The following is a 19,457-nucleotide window of genomic DNA, read 5'->3' on the forward strand; positions in this document are numbered from 1 at the left end:
CGCGCGGCTCAGGCCGGCAGCGGACGGATTTCTGGCGTGGTGGAGAGGGCGGGCGCGCTCGGCATCCGAGTCAGGCGCAGCGCGTTCAACACCACGGTCAACGAACTGATCGACATGCCCACCGCAGCCCATACCGGGGTGATCCAGCCGAGGGCGGCGAAAGGCAACATGAGGCCATTGTACAACCCTGCCCACAGCAGGTTCTCGATAATGATCCGACGGGTGCGCCGCGCCAGGCTGAAGGCTTGCACCAGCGCGTCGAGGCGATTGGACAGCAGCACGGCATCGGCACTGGTTTTCGCCAGGTCGGTGGCCGAGCCCATGGCGACGCTGATGTCCGCAGCCGCCAGTACCGGCACGTCATTGACCCCGTCACCGAGCATCAACACCTTGCGACCTTCCTTGTGCAGTCGTTGCAGGACCTGCAGTTTATCGTCCGGGCGCAAACCGCCGCGGGCTTCATCGATACCGAGTTGCGCCGCCACGCTGGCGACCATCGGCGAGCTGTCACCGGACAACAGCAGCGTACGCCAGCCACGCGCCTTGCACGCGGCCAGCAATGCCGGCGCATCGGCACGCAAGCGATCATCGAGGACGAACCAGGCCAGCGGTCCCTGGCTGTCGCCGAGCAGCAGCCACTGGCCGGCTTCTTCGGGTATCGATGGCACCCCGGCGCCACTGAGTTCGCAGACGAAACGCGGTTGGCCGATGCGCAGGCGTCGCCCGTCAACCAGTCCTTCCAGGCCAAGGCCCGGCGTGCTGTGGACTTCTTCGGCGGCCATCGGCGCGCGTCCGAAAGCACGGGCGATCGGATGTTCGGAGCGGTTTTCCAGGGCGGCGGCGAGGCCCAGGCATCGATCGCTGTCGAGCGCGCCGAGCGGGCGGATCGAGCGCAATGCCAGGCGTCCTTCGGTGAGGGTGCCGGTCTTGTCGAAAATCACCGTGTCGATCTGGTTCAGGCCTTCAAGGACATGGCCGCGGGTCAGCAACAGGCCGAGTTTGTGCAGTGTGCCGGTGGCCGCGGTGAGGGCGGTCGGCGTCGCCAGCGACAAGGCGCACGGACAGGTCGCCACGAGCATCGCCAGCACAATCCAGAAAGCTCGCGAGGCATCCAGTTGCCACCACAGCAGGCCAATCGCGGCGGCGGCGATAAGCGACAACAGCAGGAACCATTGCGCGGCGCGGTCAGCGATTTCCGCCAGCCGCGGCTTTTCGGCCTGGGCACGATCGAGCAGGCGAACGATGGCCGAGAGGCGAGTGTCCTGGCCCAGGGCTTGAACCTCGACGGTCAGCGCACCTTCGACGTTGAGGGTGCCAGCGGTGACCGCATCGCCGAGGGTGCGTGGTTGCGGCAGGTATTCGCCGGTCAGCAGCGACTCGTCGACGCTCGACTGACCGTCGAGGATCTTGCCGTCAGCCGGGAGAATCGCCCCCGGATGAACCAGTACCCGGTCGCCGACACGCAGTTCACTGAGCAGAATGCGTTCGCTCTGGCCGTCAGGGGCCAGGCGCAGGCACGAGGCGGGCAACAGGTTCACCAGCTGTGCGGTGGCGGCGGCCGTGCGCTCGCGGGCGCGCCGTTCCAGATAGCGCCCGGCCAGCAGGAACAGGGCAAACATGCCGACGGCATCGAAATACAGTTCGCCGACCCCGGTGATCGACGTCCAGATCCCGGCAATGTAGGCGCTGCCGATGGCCAGCGACACGGAAACGTCCATGGTCAGGTGACGGGTGCGCAGATCGCGCATGGCACCTTTGAAAAACGGCGCGCAGCTGTAGAACACGATCGGGGTGGTGAGGAACAGGGCGACCCAGCGCAGGATGGTGTGCAGTTCAGGGCTGAGGTCGATGTTGAATTCAGGCCAGGTGGCCATGGTTGCCATCATCGCCTGGAACCACAGCAGCCCGGCCACGCCGAGCTGACGCAGGGCCAGGCGGTTTTCGCTGGCCAGTTGTTCGCTGGCCCGGTCGGCCTGATACGGGTGCGCGGCGTAGCCGATCTGGCGCAATTCGGCGAGGACCTGGCTCAGCGGTAATTGCGCATCGGTCCAGCGCACGTGCAGGCGATGGTTGGACAGGTTCAGGCGCGCTTCGGCCACGGCCGGCAAGGTGCGCAGGTGTTTTTCGATCAGCCAGCCACAGGCGGCGCAACTGATGCCTTCCATCAACAGCGTGGTTTCGGCGAGTTCGCCGTCGTGGCGGACAAAGGGCTGCTGCACATCGGCACGGTCGTACAGCGCCAGTTCGTCCACCAGTTGCACCGGCAGCGCCTCGGGGTTGGCCGAGGCTTCGCTGCGATGCTGGTAATAGCTTTCCAGGCCGCCGGCGACAATGGCCTCGGCCACGGCCTGGCAGCCCGGGCAGCAGAATTCGCGGGACTCCCCGAGCACGGCGGCGGTGAAGCGACTGCCGGTCGGGACGGGCAGGGCGCAGTGATAGCAGGGGAGTGGGGTGGTCATGGGGTGAAGTCTACATCGTCCGGGAGGGCCTCATCGCGGGCAAGCCCGCTCCCACAGGGATCAACTGTGGGAGCGGGCCTGCTCGCGAAGCGCAGGCTTTTTACTTCTTCAGGTCTTCCGCGCCTTGCAGCGGTTCGTCACCAAGCAGCAGATCCTTGTCATGGCTGACCAGTTCCTCTTCGAACATGCGCCAGATGTGGTCGTCCTGAGTGCCGAGCAATTCGACAAAGCGCCGGCCTTCGATCTTGTCGCTCAATTGGCCAATGTAGCGGCCCTGTTCGGTTTCGCTGCGGCTCAGGGTGATCTTGCGATCCTTCTCCGGCTGGGTCGGCGAGATCAGGTTCAGCTCCAGGGTCTTGGGCTGGCTCTCGCCGCTCAGGCGCAGGTCGACCTCGCCGGTCACGTCATCGAGATGAACGCTGGCGCGCATTTTCAGGGTCTGGGCCAGCAGCTCACGGTCGAGGGAGCGGTTGATGCCTTTGCCGGCCTCGTAGTAGTTGTCGTTGACCAGGTTGTCCGGGTTCTTCACCGCAATGGTCACCATGGACAAGGTCAGCGTCACCGAGCAGGCCAGGATCCCGATGATGATCCATGGCCAGAGGTGCTTGTACCAGGGACTTGCGGCAGTTGCTGCGGGCATGTTCAGTTCTCTCAACGATTTTGTGGGCCGATGAACCGGCTCTTGGCTTCAATGTGGACGCTGGCGTCATCGGCATCCTTGAGGATGAATTTCACCTCGTTGGTGCTCGACGGCAGTTTTTCCGGTGCGACGGACAGTTCGGCTGGCTGGCTGACGATCTCGCCGGCCGCGACCTTGATCTCGCGCCGGCCCTGCAATTTGAGATCCTCCAGGCCAGAGGCTTCGAGCAAGTAGGTGTGGTCGCGCTGGTCCTTGTTCATGATTTTCAGGCTGTAGACGTTTTCGATCCGGCCTTCGGCGTTCTCACGGTACAGCACACGGTCCTTGCTGACATCGAAACCCACCAGCGAGCGCATGAAGAATGCTGTCACCAGCAAGCTGATCATCGCCAGCAGCACCACGGCATAGCCGATCAGGCGCGGGCGCAGTTTATGGGTTTTCTGCCCGGACAGGTTGTGCTCGGTGGTGTAGCTGATCAGCCCGCGCGGGTATTCCATCTTGTCCATGATGGCGTCGCAGGCATCGATGCAGGCGGCGCAACCGATGCATTCGATTTGCAGGCCGTCGCGGATGTCGATGCCGGTCGGGCAGACCTGCACGCACATGGTGCAGTCGATGCAGTCACCCAGGCCCTGGGCCTTGTAGTCGATACCTTTTTTGCGCGGGCCACGGGACTCGCCACGGCGCGGATCGTAGGAAACGATCAGGGTGTCCTTGTCGAACATCACACTCTGGAAGCGTGCGTACGGGCACATGTAGATGCACACCTGCTCACGCAACCAGCCGGCGTTGCCGTAAGTGGCGAGGGTGAAGAAGCCGACCCAGAAGTACGACCAGCCATCCGCTTCACCGATAAAGAAGTCGATGGTCAATTCGCGAATCGGCGAGAAGTAGCCGACGAAGGTCATGCCGGTGACGAAGCCGATCAGCAGCCACATGACGTGCTTGCTGAATTTGCGCAGGAACTTGTTGGCGCTCATGGGCGCCTTGTCGAGCTTGATGCGCTGGTTGCGGTCGCCTTCGGTGACCTTTTCGCACCACATGAAGATCCAGGTCCAGACGCTCTGCGGGCAGGTGTAGCCGCACCAGACCCGGCCTGCATAGACCGTGATGAAGAACAGGCCGAACGCGGCGATGATCAACATGCCCGACAGCAGGATGAAATCCTGGGGCCAGAAGGTGGCGCCGAAAATGAAGAACTTGCGCTCCGGCAGGTTCCACCAGACCGCCTGGTGACCACCCCAGTTCAGCCATACCGTACCGAAATACAACAGGAACAACACGGCACCGCCGGCCATCCGCAGGTTGCGGAACAGGCCGGTGAAGGCGCGGGTGTAGATTTTTTCTCTGGAGGCGTAGAGGTCGACGCTGTTGTTCGCGTTCTTGTTGGGTGGAGTGATGTCGTGTACCGGAATCTGGTTGCTCATCATTGCATCCCACGGCAGTGGAAAAATGCCTCGGTCAGTACGTGCCGGCCGGGGTCAAAAAGGGGTGTTGCAGTGGCTCAATGATACGCCTGTCGCTCTAGTCCAAGGGTGCGACCTTTGGTCGCGTTGGGGGAAGGTCGCAGATGGTGTAGCGAATGTAACAAAACGTGATGCAGGTCAATTGACTTATGAAGTATGGACGGTTTTTCAGGAAGGGGGGCGCAATCGCAAGCAATTGTCGGGAATCTGTCGCCTCCGGCGTGTACGGTCAACTTTACCGTTTTGGTCGTGATGCTTTAGATGGTTTTTTGTTTTTAGCTGTTGGGGAAATATTTTAATTGAATTGTTCGTGGTTGGTTGTTTGATATTTTGGTTTTTGTTGAATAGTTTGAAAATGAGCGCTGGCAAGTTTGCTATGCGTAAATCTATGGAAGGAAATTTAATTTTATGTTTAGTGGAAGGAGTATCAAGGCGTGGGTGTGTCTGTTGTTAATGTCTGCGTCTACTGTTGTGTATTCGATTGATGGCATGCCGCGTCATATGGTTTTTGCATCTGATCCGCAGTATCCCTGGACGGACAAGACCGACAGCGGTGAGCCTGAGTCCGATAAGGATTTTGAAAAACGCTCGAAGTGGCTGATTGATCGCCAGTTTGAAAGTATCGCAGACTTTCGCCGTAAGCATGGATCGTTGGCGCAAGTTCCGCTGATGATTAATGGCGACATGACTGCTTTTGGACACGGATGGCAGCGTTTCTACATTAGCTCGGCATTAAAGAGATATTTTGGTGATGATTATCTGTACGGCCTGGGTAATCACGACTATGAGAATAATGTGGATGATTGTTTTACCAATAACTGTGCGGCAGGCAGTATTGTGGAGTTTAAAGAGCATCACCTTGGCAAAGTTGATGATATGGACTTGAATATAACCGGATGGGCTCTGAGCGGGCTGTACTCAGGCAGCCTTGCCTATTCCAAAAATATAGGTGAAGTTCATATGGTCCAACTCAATAATGAGCCGACCTACACAACCCGGATATCTCATGCGTTGAACCCGATGACGTTCGAGATCTCCAGCTCGCTCGATTGGCTCGAGAAAGACCTGCGCAGCGCTTGGACTCAGGGGTATGCAATCATTATCAACATGCATAAGCCAAATGAAATGCAGGGGGGCTGGGAGCAAGAAAAGCGCTTTCGGGACATGATCGCCCGATACGAGGTGACAGCCATATTTGCTGGTCATTACCATCATGACGGTGGTGACGCGTATTACATGAACGGTGTACCAGTGTTTATCAGTGGCAGCGCCTCTCAGGAGACTTACCTGATCGCCAGTTTCTCCGAAGATCGAAAGCAGTTGAGTGTCGACCTGGTTGAGAACAACGATTGGCAGAATCGTCAATTGGTCGCAACGGTGCCGGTGAAATCTGTTTTTGCCAGGAGGCCATGAAAAAGGCCCCGCCAATTCACATTGGCGGGGCCTTTTTTGTTGCTTCAAGCGTTTGCCTTACTGGGCGTCCGCTGCCTTCTCGCCGTGAGACAGGCTGTAGACGTAAGCGGCCAGCAGGTGAACCTTGTCGTTGCCTTGCAGCTGTTCTTGCGCAGGCATCTGGCCCTGACGGCCGTAGCGGATGGTCTGCTGCAGTTGAGCGAAGCTCGAACCGTAGATGAACGCGGCTGGGTGAGTCAGGTTCGGAGCGCCCATTGCTGGCGTGCCCTTGCCTTCAGGGCCGTGGCAGGCCACGCAGTTGGTGGCGAACAGTTTCTGCCCGGCAACCGGGTCGGCCTTGGTGCCTTCCGGCAGCTTGCGGCCATCGAGGTTGGTCAGGACAAACGCGGCCACGTCGGCCACGCCTTGCTCGCCAATCACTTCAGCCCACGCAGGCATCACGGCATGGCGGCCGCCCATGATGGTGGTCTTGATGGTTTGCGGCTCGCCGCCCCAGCGCCAGTCGGCGTCGGTCAGGTTAGGGAAGCCATAGGCGCCCTTGGCGTCGGAACCATGGCAAACCGAGCAGTTGGAGGCGAACAGGCGGCCACCCATCTTCAGCGCTTGCGGGTCCTTGGCCACTTCTTCGATTGGCATGGCTGCGAACTTGGCGAAGATCGGACCGAACTTGGCGTCCGACCTGGCCATTTCCTTTTCCCACTCGTGAACGCCGGTCCAGCCGGTCTGGCCGTTGGCGAACGGGGTCTGCTTCTCGTTGTCGAGATAGCCGTAACCCGGCAGCAGGCCTTTCCAGTTACCCAGGCCCGGATACAGCGCCAGGTAGCCCAGTGCGAAGATGATGGTGCCCACGAACAGCATGAACCACCATTTCGGCAGCGGGTTGTCGTACTCCTCGATCCCGTCGAAGGAGTGCCCGACTGTCTCGTCCGTCTGTTCTGCGCGCTGTCCCTTGCGGGTCGACAGCAGCAGCCAGGTCAGGGAAAAGATCGTACCGAGACTGAGGACTGTGACGTACAGACTCCAGAATGTAGTCATTCTTTGTTACTCCTAGAAGCTTGCTCGACGTGCTTGATGGCTTCGGGATCATCCGCGAAAGGCAGCAAGGTCGCGTCTTCAAACTCCGACTTGCGCTTGGGACTGAACACCCAAAGGGCCAGTCCGATAAAGGCAACCATCACGACGACGGTGCCCAGGCCACGAATCATCCCGATATCCATTTAGATCACCGTTTGCTTTTGATGATGGTGCCCAGGCCTTGCAGATAGGCCACCAGCGCGTCCATTTCGGTTTTGCCCTTCACGGCATCCTTCGCACCGGCGATGTCTTCGTCGGTATAAGGGACGCCGAGCGTGCGCAAGACTTCCATTTTCCTGGCGGTGTCTTTGCCGTCGAGCTTGTTTTCCACGAGGAACGGGTAGGCCGGCATTTTCGACTCAGGCACGACGTTGCGCGGGTTGTACAAGTGCGCACGCTGCCAGTCATCGGAGTAACGACCGCCGACACGGGCCAGGTCCGGACCGGTACGCTTGGAACCCCACAGGAACGGGTGGTCCCAGACGCTTTCGCCGGCGACCGAGTAGTGGCCGTAGCGTTCGGTCTCGGCCCGGAACGGACGGATCATCTGCGAGTGGCAGCCGACACAACCGTTGGCGATATAAACGTCCCGGCCTTCCAGTTCAAGGGCGGTGCGCGGCTTCATGCCCTCGACCGGCTTGTTGGTGACGTCCTGGAAAAACAGCGGAACGATCTGGGTCAGGCCGCCGACGCTGACGGCGATGACCATGAAGAAGGCCAGCAGGCCAATATTCTTCTCGACTGCTTCATGCTTCATCAGTGAGCTCCAACTACGGCAATCTTGGCGGCGGCTTCGGCTTCAACCGGATCCGAGGCACGAACGGTGCGGAACACGTTGTAGGCCATCAGCAGCATGCCGCTGGCGAAGAACGCACCGCCCAAGGCGCGGACGATGAAACCTGGGTGGCTGGCTTGCAGCGCTTCGACGAACGAGTAGGTGAGGGTGCCGTCGTCGTTGATTGCACGCCACATCAGGCCCTGGGTGATGCCGTTGACCCACATCGAGGCGATGTACAGGACGGTACCGATGGTCGCGAGCCAGAAGTGCGCGTTGATCAGGCCGGTACTGTGCATCTGCGCACGACCGAACAGTTTCGGGATCATGTGGTAGATGGCGCCGATGGAGATCATCGCCACCCAGCCCAGAGCGCCGGCGTGTACGTGGCCGATGGTCCAGTCGGTGTAGTGCGACAGCGAGTTGACGGTCTTGATCGCCATCATCGGACCTTCGAAGGTCGACATGCCGTAGAACGCCAGGGACACCACGAGGAAACGCAGGATCGGGTCGGTGCGCAGCTTATGCCAGGCGCCCGACAGGGTCATCATGCCGTTGATCATGCCGCCCCAGCTTGGCGCCAGCAGGATGATCGACATGGCCATGCCCAGGGACTGCGCCCAGTCCGGCAGCGCGGTGTAGTGCAGGTGGTGCGGACCGGCCCAGATATACAGGGTGATCAGCGCCCAGAAGTGCACGATCGACAGGCGATAGGAGTAGATCGGACGCTCGGCCTGTTTCGGCACGAAGTAGTACATCATCCCCAGGAAGCCGGTGGTCAGGAAGAAGCCCACGGCGTTGTGGCCGTACCACCACTGGATCATCGCGTCGGTGGCACCCGAGTAGGCCGAGTAGGACTTGAACAGGCTGACCGGCAGCGACATGTGGTTGACGATGTGCAGCATCGCGGTCACGACGATGAACGCGCCGTAGAACCAGTTACCCACATAGATGTGCTTGGTCTTGCGCTTGACGATGGTGCCGAAGAACACCAGACCGTAGGTGACCCAGACAATGGCCAGCAGAATAGCCAGGGGCCATTCCAGTTCCGCGTATTCCTTGGTGGTGGTGAAACCCATCGGCAAGGTAATGATCGCGCCGACAATCACCGCTTGCCATCCCCAGAAGGTGAAGGCGGCGAGGCTGTCGGAAATCAGTCGCGTTTGGCAGGTTCGCTGCACGACGTAATAAGAAGTGGCAAACAGTGCACATCCACCGAAGGCGAAAATCACCAGGTTGGTGTGCAACGGGCGCAGGCGTCCAAAGCTCGTCCACGGCAGACCGAAATTCAACTCCGGCCAGACCAGTTGCGAGGCGATGAAGACACCGAGCCCCATGCCAAGGATCCCCCAGACCACCGTCATGATGGCGAACTGGCGGACTACCTTATAGTTATAAGCAGTCGGACTGATTGCTGTGCTCATTCTAAGGTTCCACGGTTTGGGTGTTTTATTAGGATTAAAAATCGGCCGCAAGTATGGAGAAAGCAGGGGGTCATTGCAACGCGCCATGACCTGGGTCAATGCTTTCAAATGCTGATTCTGCGGCCTTTCCATGCGCCGCGTAAGGACAAAAATACCCGTGGGCAAATTGTCCTGGCGAACTTGAAAGGCGAGGGGTTCAGGCCACATGTAACGGGGTGTGTTAAAACGCAACGATCGAGTGACCAATGGCAATTGGCGCGACAGCCGGTATTACCGGCCTTTGCGGCCTGTCATCGGGCAAAATCGTCGAACACCTCGCTTCAGGTCGACCTGGAACCGGTGCTTGCCGGCCAGCATCGGGGGAAGCTTAGACGTGAATCCGGGGAACCGAAAGGAAGAGTCGAAGAGGGTGCGACAATGCGTCGCAAAGAGGCAGGGAGGCTGCCGCATTCGGGTGAATGCGGCAGTAGAGCGGTCAAGATTTATTCGACCTTGTCTTCGGTCGGCAAATGCCCGGAACCGGAGGCGTGCGACAGGCTGTAAACGTACGCCGCCAAAAGCTGCACTTTATCATTGCCGAGCAGTTCGTTTTGCGCCGGCATATGGCCCTGGCGACCATGACGAATCGTTTGCTCGAGCTGCGTGAGGCTGGTGCCGTAAATGAAGCCGGTCGGGTGCGTCAGGTTCGGCGCGCCCATGGCTTCAGTGCCCTGGCCGTTTGCCCCGTGACAGGCGACGCAGGTGGTGCTGAACGCTTGCTGTCCGGCTTGCAGGTCGGCTTTGCTGTCGGCCGGCAACGGCAGGCCGGCCAGGCCATTGCGCACATACGCGGCGACGTTCTTCACGCCGTCTTCCCCCAGGACTTCACCCCAGGCCGGCATCGCCGCCATCCGGCCACCCATGATGGTGGTCTTGATGGTGTCCGCGCTGCCGCCCCAGCGCCAGTCGCTGTCGGTCAGGTTGGGGAAGCCGTATGCACCCTTGGCATCCGAGCCGTGGCACACCGAGCAGTTGGAGGCAAACAGGCGGCCACCCATTTTCAGCGCCTGTGGGTCCTTGGCCACTTCTTCCACGGGCATCGCCGCAAATCTGGCGAAGATCGGCCCGAACTTCGCGTCAGCCCTGGCCATTTCCTTTTCCCACTCGTGCACGCCGGTCCAGCCGTTTTCATAGCCGGGGAGGATGCCTTTCCAGTTGCCCAGGCCGGGATAGAGGACCAGGTACCCGACCGCAAACACCAGGGTGCCGGCGAACAGCATGAACCACCATTGCGGCAACGGGTTGTCGTACTCCTCGATGCCGTCGAAGCTGTGGCCCATGGTCTGGTCGACGCTGCCCTTGGTTTCGCCCTTGCGGGTGCCGATCAGCAGCCAGGTCAGGCCGATCAGGCTGCCGATGGTCAGTACGCAGATCCACGTACTCCAGAAGGTGGTCATGGCCGGGTACTCCTTGCGGCGGATTCTTGTTGATTGCTGTTTTCGGATTGCGGCTCATCGGCGAACGGCAGCAGGCGCGCTTCGGCGAATGCCGGGCCGCGCTTGCCGTTGAACACCCACAGGGTCAGGCCGACGAAGGCGATGAAGACAACGACGGTGCCCAGGCCACGGATCATTCCAGTGCTCATCTCGACAACCATGGCTCACCTCTTGCTCTTGATCGCAGTGCCGAGCACTTGCAGGTAGGCGACCAGCGCATCCATTTCGCTCTTGCCCTTGAGCGAGGCGACGGCGCCGGTGATGTCCGCGTCGGTGTACGGCACGCCCAGGGTGCGCATGGCCTTGATCTTGGTTTCGGTATGACTGCTGTCGAGCTGGTTGGCCACCAGCCACGGGTAGGCCGGCATCTTTGACTCCGGCACGACGTTGCGCGGGTTGTACAGGTGCGCGCGATGCCAGTCATCGGAGTAGCGCGCGCCGACCCGCGCCAGGTCCGGGCCAGTACGTTTCGAGCCCCACAGGAACGGGTGATCCCAGACGCTTTCACCGGCCACCGAGTAGTGCCCGTAGCGTTCGGTCTCGGCGCGGAACGGACGGATCATCTGCGAGTGACAGCCGACACAGCCTTCGCGGATATAGATGTCGCGACCTTCCAGTTGCAGCGCGGTGTAGGGCTTCATGCCTTCCACCGGTTTGTTGGTCACGTCCTGGAAGAACAGCGGGACGATCTGGGTCAGGCCGCCGATGCTCACGGCCAGGATCATCAGCAGCAGCAACAGGCCGACGTTTTTCTCGATAGTTTCGTGTTTCATGGCGGACTCCTCAGGCCATCTGCGCGGCAGCGGCGACTTCGGCAGGCTGCGAGGCCCGCACGGTACGCCAGGTGTTGTAGGCCATCAGCAACATGCCGCTGAGGAAGATCGCCCCGCCCACCAGCCGCACGACGAAGCCTGGATGGCTGGCCACCAGGGTTTCGACGAAGGAGTAGGTCAGCGTGCCGTCCTCGTTCACCGCACGCCACATCAGGCCCTGGGCGATACCGTTGACCCACATTGAGGCGATGTACAGCACGGTGCCGATAGTGGCGAGCCAGAAGTGCGCGTTGATCAGGCCGATGCTGTGCATCTGCTCGCGGCCGAAGACTTTCGGGATCATGTGGTACAGCGCGCCGATGGAGATCATCGCCACCCAGCCGAGCGCGCCGGCGTGTACGTGGCCGATGGTCCAGTCGGTGTAGTGGGAGAGGGCGTTGACCGTCTTGATCGCCATCATCGGCCCTTCGAAGGTCGACATGCCGTAGAACGCCAGCGACACCACGAGGAAGCGCAGGACCGGGTCGCTGCGCAACTTATGCCAGGCACCCGACAGGGTCATCATGCCGTTGATCATCCCGCCCCAGCTCGGTGCCAGCAGGATCAGCGACATCACCATGCCCAGCGACTGCGCCCAGTCCGGCAGCGCGGTGTAGTGCAGGTGGTGCGGGCCGGCCCAGATGTACAGGGTGATCAGCGCCCAGAAGTGCACGATCGACAGGCGATAGGAATACACCGGGCGCTCGGCCTGTTTCGGCACGAAGTAGTACATCATCCCGAGGAAACCGGCGGTGAGGAAAAAACCTACGGCGTTGTGGCCGTACCACCATTGCACCATCGCATCGGTGGCACCCGAGTACAGCGAGTAGGACTTGGTGAAGCTGACCGGCAGTTCCATGTTGTTGACGATGTGCAGGATCGCCACGGTGACGATGAACGCCCCGAAGAACCAGTTACCGACGTAGATGTGTTTGGTCTTGCGCTGCATGATCGTGCCGAAGAACACGATGGCGTAGGCGACCCAGACGATGGTGATCAGGATGTCGATCGGCCATTCCAGCTCGGCGTATTCCTTGGAGCTGGTGTAGCCCAGCGGCAGGCTGATGGCCGCCAGCAGGATCACCAGCTGCCAGCCCCAGAAACAGAACGCGGCGATTTTCGGCGCAAACAGCTGTGTCTGGCAGGTGCGTTGCACCGAATAGAACGAACTGGCAAACAACGCGCAGCCGCCGAAGGCGAAGATCACGGCGTTGGTGTGCAGCGGGCGCAAGCGGCCGAAGCTGGTCCACGGCAAATTGAAGTTGAGTTCGGGCCAGACCAACTGGGCGGCGAGAAAAACCCCGAGCCCCATGCCGACGATGCTCCACACCACCGTCATAATGGCGAATTGGCGGACCACCTTGTAGTTGTAGGCGGTACTGATAGAAGTGTTCATGGTTCCCCATCCACGGTTCAGCCGAAGTGAGCGCGCAGCGCTTGGCAGCGCACTCTTTGGCCGGAGTTATAGGCAGACTAAAGCGAGGCAAGCATGGACAAAGGGCACAAGGCCGGTATTGACGGGGATCAATGGGCGCAGTGCGTGCGGGATCATGGATGGTTGTGGAATACCGCGGCTGGCAAGGCTGCGGCGACGCTGATCCTCGCCCACGGCGCCGGCGCACCGATGGACAGCGACTGGATGAGCGACATGGCTGCACGCCTCGCCGTTCAAGGCATCAACGTGTTGCGCTTCGAATTTCCGTACATGGCGCAGCGGCGCATCGACGGCGGCAAGCGCCCACCGAACCCGGCACCGAAACTGCTGGAATGCTGGCGCGAGGTGTATGCCCAGGTGCGACGCCATGTCACTGGGCCGCTGGCCGTGGGCGGCAAGTCCATGGGCGGGCGGATGGCCAGTCTGCTGGCCGATGAGCTGGGGGCGGATGCGCTGGTGTGCCTGGGGTATCCGTTCTATGCGGTGGGCAAGCCGGAGAAGCCACGGGTCGAGCATTTGGCCGACCTGAAGACCCGGACCTTGATCGTGCAGGGCGAGCGCGATGCGCTGGGCAATCGTGAGGCGGTCGAGGGGTATGCGCTATCGCCGGGTATCGACGTGTTGTGGCTGGTGGCAGGGGATCATGACTTGAAGCCGTTGAAGGCTTCCGGGTTTACCCATGAGCAGCATATGGAGGCTGCTGCGGGGCGGGTGGCTGCATTTCTTCAGTGAGATTTTTTGCCGGCAGTGATGGCCTCTTCGCTGGCAAGCCAGCTCCCACAGGTTTTTGCATTGGGCACAAAATCGAGTCACACCGCGAGTCACTGTGGGAGCTGGCTTGCCAGCGATGAGGCCCGGACAGGCAACTTCACTTCCAGATTGGCAATAAAAAACCCGGAGGCCTTCACCGTCCGGGTTTTGTTTTTTCCAGCATCACTCAGCGGTTAAAACGCTCCACCAGCGAATACTGGGTATTGGCGGTCTTGGTCAGCTCTTCACTCAGCAATGCCGAGTTCTGTGCCTGTTCCGAGGTCTGGTCCGCCAGCTCCGAGATGTTGCTGATGTTGCGGCTGATTTCTTCGGCCACGGCGCTTTGCTCTTCGGTCGCGGCCGCGATCTGGGTGGTCATGTCGGTAATGTTGGCCACCGCTTCGCTGATCCCCACCAGTGCCTGGTCCGCTTCCAGTACCCGCGCCACGCCTTCTTCGGCCTGGCGATGCCCGGCTTCCATGGTCTGCACCGCGGTGCCGGCGGTTTGCTGGAGCTTGGCGATCAGCGCATGAATCTGCCCGGTGGACTCGCTGGTGCGTTGCGCCAGTTGACGGACTTCGTCGGCGACCACCGCAAAACCACGACCCATCTCGCCGGCACGGGCCGCTTCGATGGCGGCGTTCAGGGCCAGCAGGTTGGTCTGGTCGGCGATGCCTTTGATCACGTCGACCACGCCACCGATTTCGTTGCTGTCCTTGGCCAGCTGGGTCACGGTCACGCCGGTTTCACCGACCACCACCGACAGGCGCTGGATGGCTTCGCGGGTTTCCCCGGCAATGTCACGACCACGACCGGTCAGGCGATTGGCTTCCTGGGTGGCATCAGCGGTGCGTTGCACGTGGCTGGCGACTTCCTGGGTGGTGGCGGCCATCTGGTTGACCGCGGTGGCCACTTGCTCGGTTTCGACGCGTTGACGTTCCAGGCCGCTGGAGCTGTTGTGCGCCAGGGCATCGGACTGCCTGGCCTGGTCGGTCAGGTGTTCGGCGGTGTCCTGCAGGCGCGTCAGGCAGGTTTTCAGGCGTGCTTCCTGACTGAGGATGGACATCTCCAGGCGTGCCTGGGCGCCGCGACTGTCAGTGTACATCTGTGCGATCAATGGATCGGAGGTGGTCTGCTCGGCCAGGCGCAGCAAGCGCTTGAGGCCACGCTGTTGCCATTGAAGGCCCATCAGGCCCAGCGGCACCGAGAGCCCGGCAGCCAGCGCAAACCCCCAATGGGAGTTCAGCGATGCGCCGATCATGAAACTCAATTGGCTGACCAGAATGAACGGCAGCCAGTCCTGCAGGATCGGCAGCCATTTATCCGAGGAGGGAACGGCCGACTTGCCCTGGTTGATGCGTTGGTAGAGCGCTTCGGCGCGGCGGATCTGTTCGGCGGTGGGCTTGACCCGCACCGACTCGTAACCGATCACCTGATTGCTTTCGAAGATCGGTGTCACATAGGCGTTCACCCAGTAATGATCACCGGACTTGCAGCGATTCTTGACAATGCCCATCCATGGCAAGCCTTGTTTCAGTGTGCCCCACATGTGTGCGAACACCGCGGCCGGCACGTCAGGGTGACGGACCAGGTTGTGCGGTGCACGGATCAGCTCCTCTCGGGAAAACCCGCTGATTTCGACGAAGGCGTCGTTACAGTAGGTGATCATGCCCTTGGCATCGGTGGTGGAAATCAACCGTTGCTGAGCCGGGAAGGTCCGCTCGCGTTGTGTAATTGGCTGGTTGTTACGCATGGCTTTTTTAATCCGCAAGGCTTTCAAGTGCTGTATCGGCAAGGTCGGCGGATTATTGAGATTATTTTTCGATAATCAGCCATGCGTCGCAAAATGACCCTTGCGTCAGCCGGCGAGCATCGGATAGGTAAACAAGCCGAAGTGCAGCAGGTTCAAGCCAAAGTGGCTGGCGATTGCGGCGCCCAGCCCACCGAAACGGTAGGCCAGGCCATAACCGACCCCGGCCAGCGTTGCCAGTAGCACCCACTGCCATCCTGCGCCGATATGGGCCAGGCCGAAGGCCGATGACGCCAGCAACAGGGCGAGGTTTTCACCCTGGGGGTGGTGTTTCAGGCAGCGGCTCAGGCCGCCCTGGATGTAGCCACGGAACAGTGCTTCCTCGACCAGCGTCACCAGCAGCAGATTGTTCAGCAACCACAACCAGGCTTGATCCGGCCATTTCGGCGCCCAGGCGATGATCCCCAGCAACAGCGCGCCGCCCAGTGCCAGCAGGGCGCTCAAGGTCAATGCCAGTGAGGTGGCATACAGCGATTGCCGAAGCGAACGACGGCCGACAATCCACGGGCAAACCAGCAACAGCCAGAAGCCGATCAGCGGTTTGTCCAGGTTCAGGTGCATCGCGAACAACACGGCGTTGTCGGTGAAACGCTGGGGGGCGATACCGCGACCGTTGTAGAAGCCGGGAAGCCAATGTGTCGCCAGGGTCAAAGCCAGGACGATGAACAGCCCGTGGCCGAGATAGCGGACAAATGGAATTTCGCGCTGGCGTACCGCTACACCGGCGACCAGTAACAGGAATACCGAGATTGCAGAGAGCCAACCGAGATGGCCGTAAGTCAGCGCCAGTCCATAGCCGAAGGAAAGCAGGGCCAGAAACGTCCATGGCAGGGCAATCATTTGAAGTCCTTGTGTCGGGATTTGCGATGTCCCCCAAATTCTGTGGGAGCGGGCTTGCTCGCGAAGGCGTCGTGTCAGTCGACATCAACGTTGCTGACACGCCGCCTTCGCGAGCAAGCCCGCTCCCACAGTAGTCCGTGTCACGCCGCTGATGTTGAGTACGGCTTGAAACCAAAGTAGGAGCGAGCTTGTTCGCGATAGCTTACTGACTGTCCCCAACAAAAACACCGCCACAAGGCGGTGTCTTTGTCAGCGGTCGGTCAAGACGCGATCAACTGCCGCAACACGTAGTGCAGAATCCCGCCGGACTTGAAGTACTCCACTTCATTCAACGTATCGATCCGGCACAACACCTCGATCTTCTCGCTGCTGCCGTCTTCGCGAGTGATGGCCAGGGTCAGGTTCATCCGTGGCGTCAGCTCGACGCCGGTCAAGCCGAGGATGTCCAGGGTTTCACTGCCGCCCAGGTTCAGGCTCTTGCGGTTCTGATCCAGCTTGAACTGCAATGGCAGCACGCCCATGCCCACCAGGTTGGAACGGTGAATCCGTTCGAAACTTTCGGCGATGACCGCCTTGACCCCCAGCAGGTTGGTGCCTTTGGCCGCCCAGTCGCGGCTCGATCCGGTGCCGTATTCCTGGCCGGCGATCACCACCAGCGGGGTGCCCGAAGCCTGATAACGCATGGCGGCGTCGTAGATCGGCATTTTCTCCCCGGTGGGAATATAGCGGGTGTTGCCGCCTTCCTCGCCGCCGAGCATTTCGTTGCGTATGCGGATATTGGCGAAGGTGCCGCGCATCATCACTTCATGGTTGCCGCGCCGCGAGCCGTAGGAGTTGAAGTCCCGCGGCTCCACGCCTTTGTCGCGCAGGTATTGCCCGGCCGGGCTGTCTGCCTTGATGTTGCCGGCGGGGGAGATGTGGTCGGTGGTCACCGAATCGCCGAGCAGTGCGAGAATGTTCGCTGCGCTGACATCCTTGACTACAGGCGGTGGGCCGCCGATATCGTCGAAGAAGGGTGGATGCTGGATATAGGTCGAGTCGTCCTGCCAGACATAGGTCGCCGCTTGCGGAACCTTGATCGCCTGCCATTGTTCGTCTCCGGCAAACACTTCGGCGTACTCCTTGTGGAACATCGCGGTGTTGACCTGATTCACCGCGTCGGCAATTTCCTTGCTGCTTGGCCAGATGTCCCGCAGGTAGACCGGTTTGCCGTCCTTGTCATTGCCCAACGGTTCGCGACTGAGGTCGGTGCGTACCGTACCCGCCAATGCATAGGCGACCACCAGCGGCGGGGAGGCCAGCCAGTTGGTTTTCACCAGCGGATGCACCCGGCCTTCAAAGTTGCGATTGCCCGAGAGCACGGACGCCACGGTGAGGTCAGCTTGCTGGATGGCTTTCTCGATGGGTTCCGGCAGCGGCCCGGAGTTGCCGATGCAGGTGGTGCAACCATAGCCGACCAGGGCAAAACCCAACTCATCGAGGTACGGGGTCAGGCCGGCCGCCTTGTAGTAGTCGGTGACCACTTTCGAGCCCGGGGCCAGCGAGCTTTTCACCCAGGGCTTGCGTTTCAGGCCTTTTTCCACGGCTTTCTTCGCCACCAGCCCGGCCGCCATCATCACGCTCGGGTTGGAAGTGTTGGTGCAGGAGGTGATGGCGGCAATCACCACCGCACCGTTTTTCAGGCGATAGGTCTGGCCGTCGTGGTGGTAATCCGCTTCACCGGCCAGATCGGCGTTGCCGACGGCGACGCCGCCACCGCCTTCGCTTTCCAGGCGGCCTTCTTCCTTGCTGGTGGGTTTGAATTGCGTGTCGATGAAGTCACTGAAGGCTTGCGCGACATTGGGCAGCGACACCCGGTCCTGCGGGCGTTTCGGTCCGGCAAGGCTGGCTTCGACGCTGCCCATGTCCAGCGCCAGGCTGTCGGTGAACAGCGGCTCCTGGCCGGGCAGGCGCCACAGGCCCTGAGCCTTGCTGTAGGCCTCGACCAGTTGCACCGTTTCGAGGGGGCGGCCGGACAGGCGCAGGTATTCCAGCGTGACGTCGTCCACCGGGAAGAAACCGCAGGTGGCGCCATATTCCGGGGCCATGTTGGCGATGGTCGCGCGGTCGGCCAGCGGCAGGTCGGCGAGGCCGTCGCCGTAGAACTCGACGAATTTGCCCACCACGCCTTTCTTGCGCAGCATCTGGGTGACGGTCAGCACCAGGTCGGTGGCAGTGATGCCTTCCTTGAGCTTGCCGGTGAGTTTGAAACCGATCACTTCCGGAATCAGCATCGACACCGGTTGCCCGAGCATTGCCGCTTCCGCCTCGATACCGCCGACGCCCCAGCCGAGCACGCCGAGGCCGTTGATCATGGTGGTGTGGGAGTCGGTGCCCACCAAGGTGTCGGGGAAGGCATAGGTGCGGCCGTCCTCGTCCTTGGTCCAGACCGTGCGGCCAAGGTATTCAAGATTCACCTGGTGGCAGATCCCGGTGCCCGGCGGCACTACGCTGAAATTGTCGAAGGCACTCTGGCCCCAGCGCAGGAACGCGTAACGCTCGCCATTGCGCTGCATTTCAATGTCGACGTTCTGTTCGAATGCGCTGCTGGAGGCGAACTTGTCGACCATCACCGAGTGGTCGATGACCAGGTCTACCGGCGACAACGGGTTGATTCGCTGCGGATTGCCGCCGGCCTTGGCCATCGCTGCGCGCATGGCGGCCAGGTCGACCACCGCCGGTACGCCGGTGAAGTCCTGCATCAGCACCCGCGCCGGGCGGTACTGGATTTCGCGGTCGGAGCGACGTTCCTTGAGCCAGGCAGCAATCGCCTTGAGGTCGGCGCCGGTGACGGTTTTCTCGTCCTCCCAGCGCAGCAGGTTTTCCAGCAGGACTTTCAACGACATCGGCAGCTTGTCCAGCTCGCCCAGGCTTTTGGCGGCAGCGGGCAGGCTGAAGTAGTGGTAGGTCTTGTCGCCGACTTGCAGGGTCTTGAGCGTTTTCAGGCTATCGAGAGACGGCATTGCGATCACTCCTTTAAGTCCGCACGGCTACGGACAGAGGGGACGGGCAGAGCATTAAACCTAGCCCTGTTTTAAGTAGCTG

The 19,457-nt window shown here is 60.8% G+C and carries 16 protein-coding genes; 2 read left to right on the forward strand and 14 right to left on the reverse strand.

The annotated features are described in order from the left end of the window. Window positions 1-8 precede the first annotated feature (8 nt). The 3 genes from ACLD1X_RS06115 to ccoG form a co-directional block, all read right to left on the reverse strand. Entirely contained in the window at window positions 9-2,459 is a 2,451-nt protein-coding gene (locus ACLD1X_RS06115) for a heavy metal translocating P-type ATPase (RefSeq protein ID WP_429366570.1), read from the reverse strand. A 100-nt stretch (window positions 2,460-2,559) separates the two neighbouring features. Further along, window positions 2,560-3,099, reverse strand: a complete 540-nt coding sequence (locus ACLD1X_RS06120) for a FixH family protein (protein ID WP_429366571.1) — start codon at window positions 3,097-3,099, stop codon at window positions 2,560-2,562. Between the two features lie 11 nt (window positions 3,100-3,110). Next, on the reverse strand, window positions 3,111-4,526 hold the full coding sequence (gene ccoG, locus ACLD1X_RS06125; RefSeq protein WP_429366572.1) for a cytochrome c oxidase accessory protein CcoG: 1,416 nt from the start codon (window positions 4,524-4,526) through the stop codon (window positions 3,111-3,113). Between the two features lie 492 nt (window positions 4,527-5,018). Between ccoG and ACLD1X_RS06130 the strand changes: the two genes are divergently transcribed. Continuing rightward, complete coding sequence (locus tag ACLD1X_RS06130; RefSeq protein ID WP_429366573.1) at window positions 5,019-5,978, forward strand: metallophosphoesterase; 960 nt, start codon at window positions 5,019-5,021, stop codon at window positions 5,976-5,978. A 57-nt stretch (window positions 5,979-6,035) separates the two neighbouring features. Here the strand turns inward: ACLD1X_RS06130 and ccoP (ACLD1X_RS06135) are convergent, their stop codons facing one another. The 8 genes from ccoP (ACLD1X_RS06135) to ccoN (ACLD1X_RS06170) all read right to left on the reverse strand — a co-directional run bounded on the left by ccoP (ACLD1X_RS06135) (window position 6,036) and on the right by ccoN (ACLD1X_RS06170) (window position 12,934). After that, window positions 6,036-7,013, reverse strand: coding sequence for a cytochrome-c oxidase, cbb3-type subunit III (gene ccoP, locus ACLD1X_RS06135; protein ID WP_111282311.1), 978 nt, complete (start codon window positions 7,011-7,013; stop codon window positions 6,036-6,038). Next, complete coding sequence (locus ACLD1X_RS06140; RefSeq protein WP_003175465.1) at window positions 7,010-7,195, reverse strand: CcoQ/FixQ family Cbb3-type cytochrome c oxidase assembly chaperone; 186 nt, start codon at window positions 7,193-7,195, stop codon at window positions 7,010-7,012. The genes ccoP (ACLD1X_RS06135) and ACLD1X_RS06140 overlap by 4 nt, the downstream gene beginning before the upstream one ends. A 5-nt stretch (window positions 7,196-7,200) precedes the next feature. Further along, the gene (gene ccoO / locus ACLD1X_RS06145) at window positions 7,201-7,809 is read right to left on the reverse strand and encodes a cytochrome-c oxidase, cbb3-type subunit II (protein ID WP_057396232.1); all 609 of its coding nucleotides are present in this window, start codon (window positions 7,807-7,809) and stop codon (window positions 7,201-7,203) included. Beyond that, window positions 7,809-9,251 (reverse strand): cytochrome-c oxidase, cbb3-type subunit I, encoded by a 1,443-nt coding sequence (gene ccoN / locus ACLD1X_RS06150; RefSeq protein ID WP_429366574.1) that lies wholly within the window; start codon window positions 9,249-9,251, stop codon window positions 7,809-7,811. Before ccoN (ACLD1X_RS06150) ends, ccoO (ACLD1X_RS06145) begins: the two co-directional genes overlap by 1 nt. 482 nt (window positions 9,252-9,733) lie before the next feature. After that, on the reverse strand, window positions 9,734-10,687 hold the full coding sequence (gene ccoP / locus ACLD1X_RS06155; RefSeq protein ID WP_429366575.1) for a cytochrome-c oxidase, cbb3-type subunit III: 954 nt from the start codon (window positions 10,685-10,687) through the stop codon (window positions 9,734-9,736). Next, window positions 10,684-10,887 (reverse strand): cbb3-type cytochrome oxidase subunit 3, encoded by a 204-nt coding sequence (locus ACLD1X_RS06160; RefSeq protein ID WP_429366576.1) that lies wholly within the window; start codon window positions 10,885-10,887, stop codon window positions 10,684-10,686. The genes ccoP (ACLD1X_RS06155) and ACLD1X_RS06160 overlap by 4 nt, the downstream gene beginning before the upstream one ends. A 3-nt stretch (window positions 10,888-10,890) precedes the next feature. Next, window positions 10,891-11,499: a cytochrome-c oxidase, cbb3-type subunit II gene (gene ccoO, locus ACLD1X_RS06165; RefSeq protein ID WP_429366577.1), complete on the reverse strand. Its 609-nt coding sequence runs from the start codon at window positions 11,497-11,499 to the stop codon at window positions 10,891-10,893. A gap of 10 nt (window positions 11,500-11,509) precedes the next feature. Continuing rightward, window positions 11,510-12,934 carry a cytochrome-c oxidase, cbb3-type subunit I gene (gene ccoN, locus ACLD1X_RS06170; RefSeq protein ID WP_429366578.1) on the reverse strand — a complete coding sequence of 475 codons (1,425 nt, stop codon included), beginning with the start codon at window positions 12,932-12,934 and terminating at the stop codon, window positions 11,510-11,512. 93 nt (window positions 12,935-13,027) lie between these two features. On the opposite strand from ccoN (ACLD1X_RS06170), the gene ACLD1X_RS06175 reads away from it, so the two are divergent. After that, window positions 13,028-13,705: an alpha/beta family hydrolase gene (locus tag ACLD1X_RS06175; RefSeq protein ID WP_429366579.1), complete on the forward strand. Its 678-nt coding sequence runs from the start codon at window positions 13,028-13,030 to the stop codon at window positions 13,703-13,705. Between the two features lie 205 nt (window positions 13,706-13,910). Here the strand turns inward: ACLD1X_RS06175 and ACLD1X_RS06180 are convergent, their stop codons facing one another. From ACLD1X_RS06180 to acnA, 3 genes are all read right to left on the reverse strand, one after another. Next, entirely contained in the window at window positions 13,911-15,476 is a 1,566-nt protein-coding gene (locus ACLD1X_RS06180; RefSeq protein WP_429366580.1) for a methyl-accepting chemotaxis protein, read from the reverse strand. A 105-nt stretch (window positions 15,477-15,581) separates the two neighbouring features. Further along, complete coding sequence (locus tag ACLD1X_RS06185; RefSeq protein ID WP_429366581.1) at window positions 15,582-16,373, reverse strand: CPBP family intramembrane glutamic endopeptidase; 792 nt, start codon at window positions 16,371-16,373, stop codon at window positions 15,582-15,584. Between the two features lie 260 nt (window positions 16,374-16,633). Further along, a complete protein-coding gene (gene acnA, locus ACLD1X_RS06190; protein WP_429366582.1) occupies window positions 16,634-19,375 on the reverse strand; it encodes an aconitate hydratase AcnA in 2,742 nt (913 codons plus the stop codon). Window positions 19,376-19,457 lie beyond the last annotated feature (82 nt).

It is taken from the genome of Pseudomonas sp. 18173 (genome assembly GCF_050432945.1).
Classification (GTDB): domain Bacteria; phylum Pseudomonadota; class Gammaproteobacteria; order Pseudomonadales; family Pseudomonadaceae; genus Aquipseudomonas.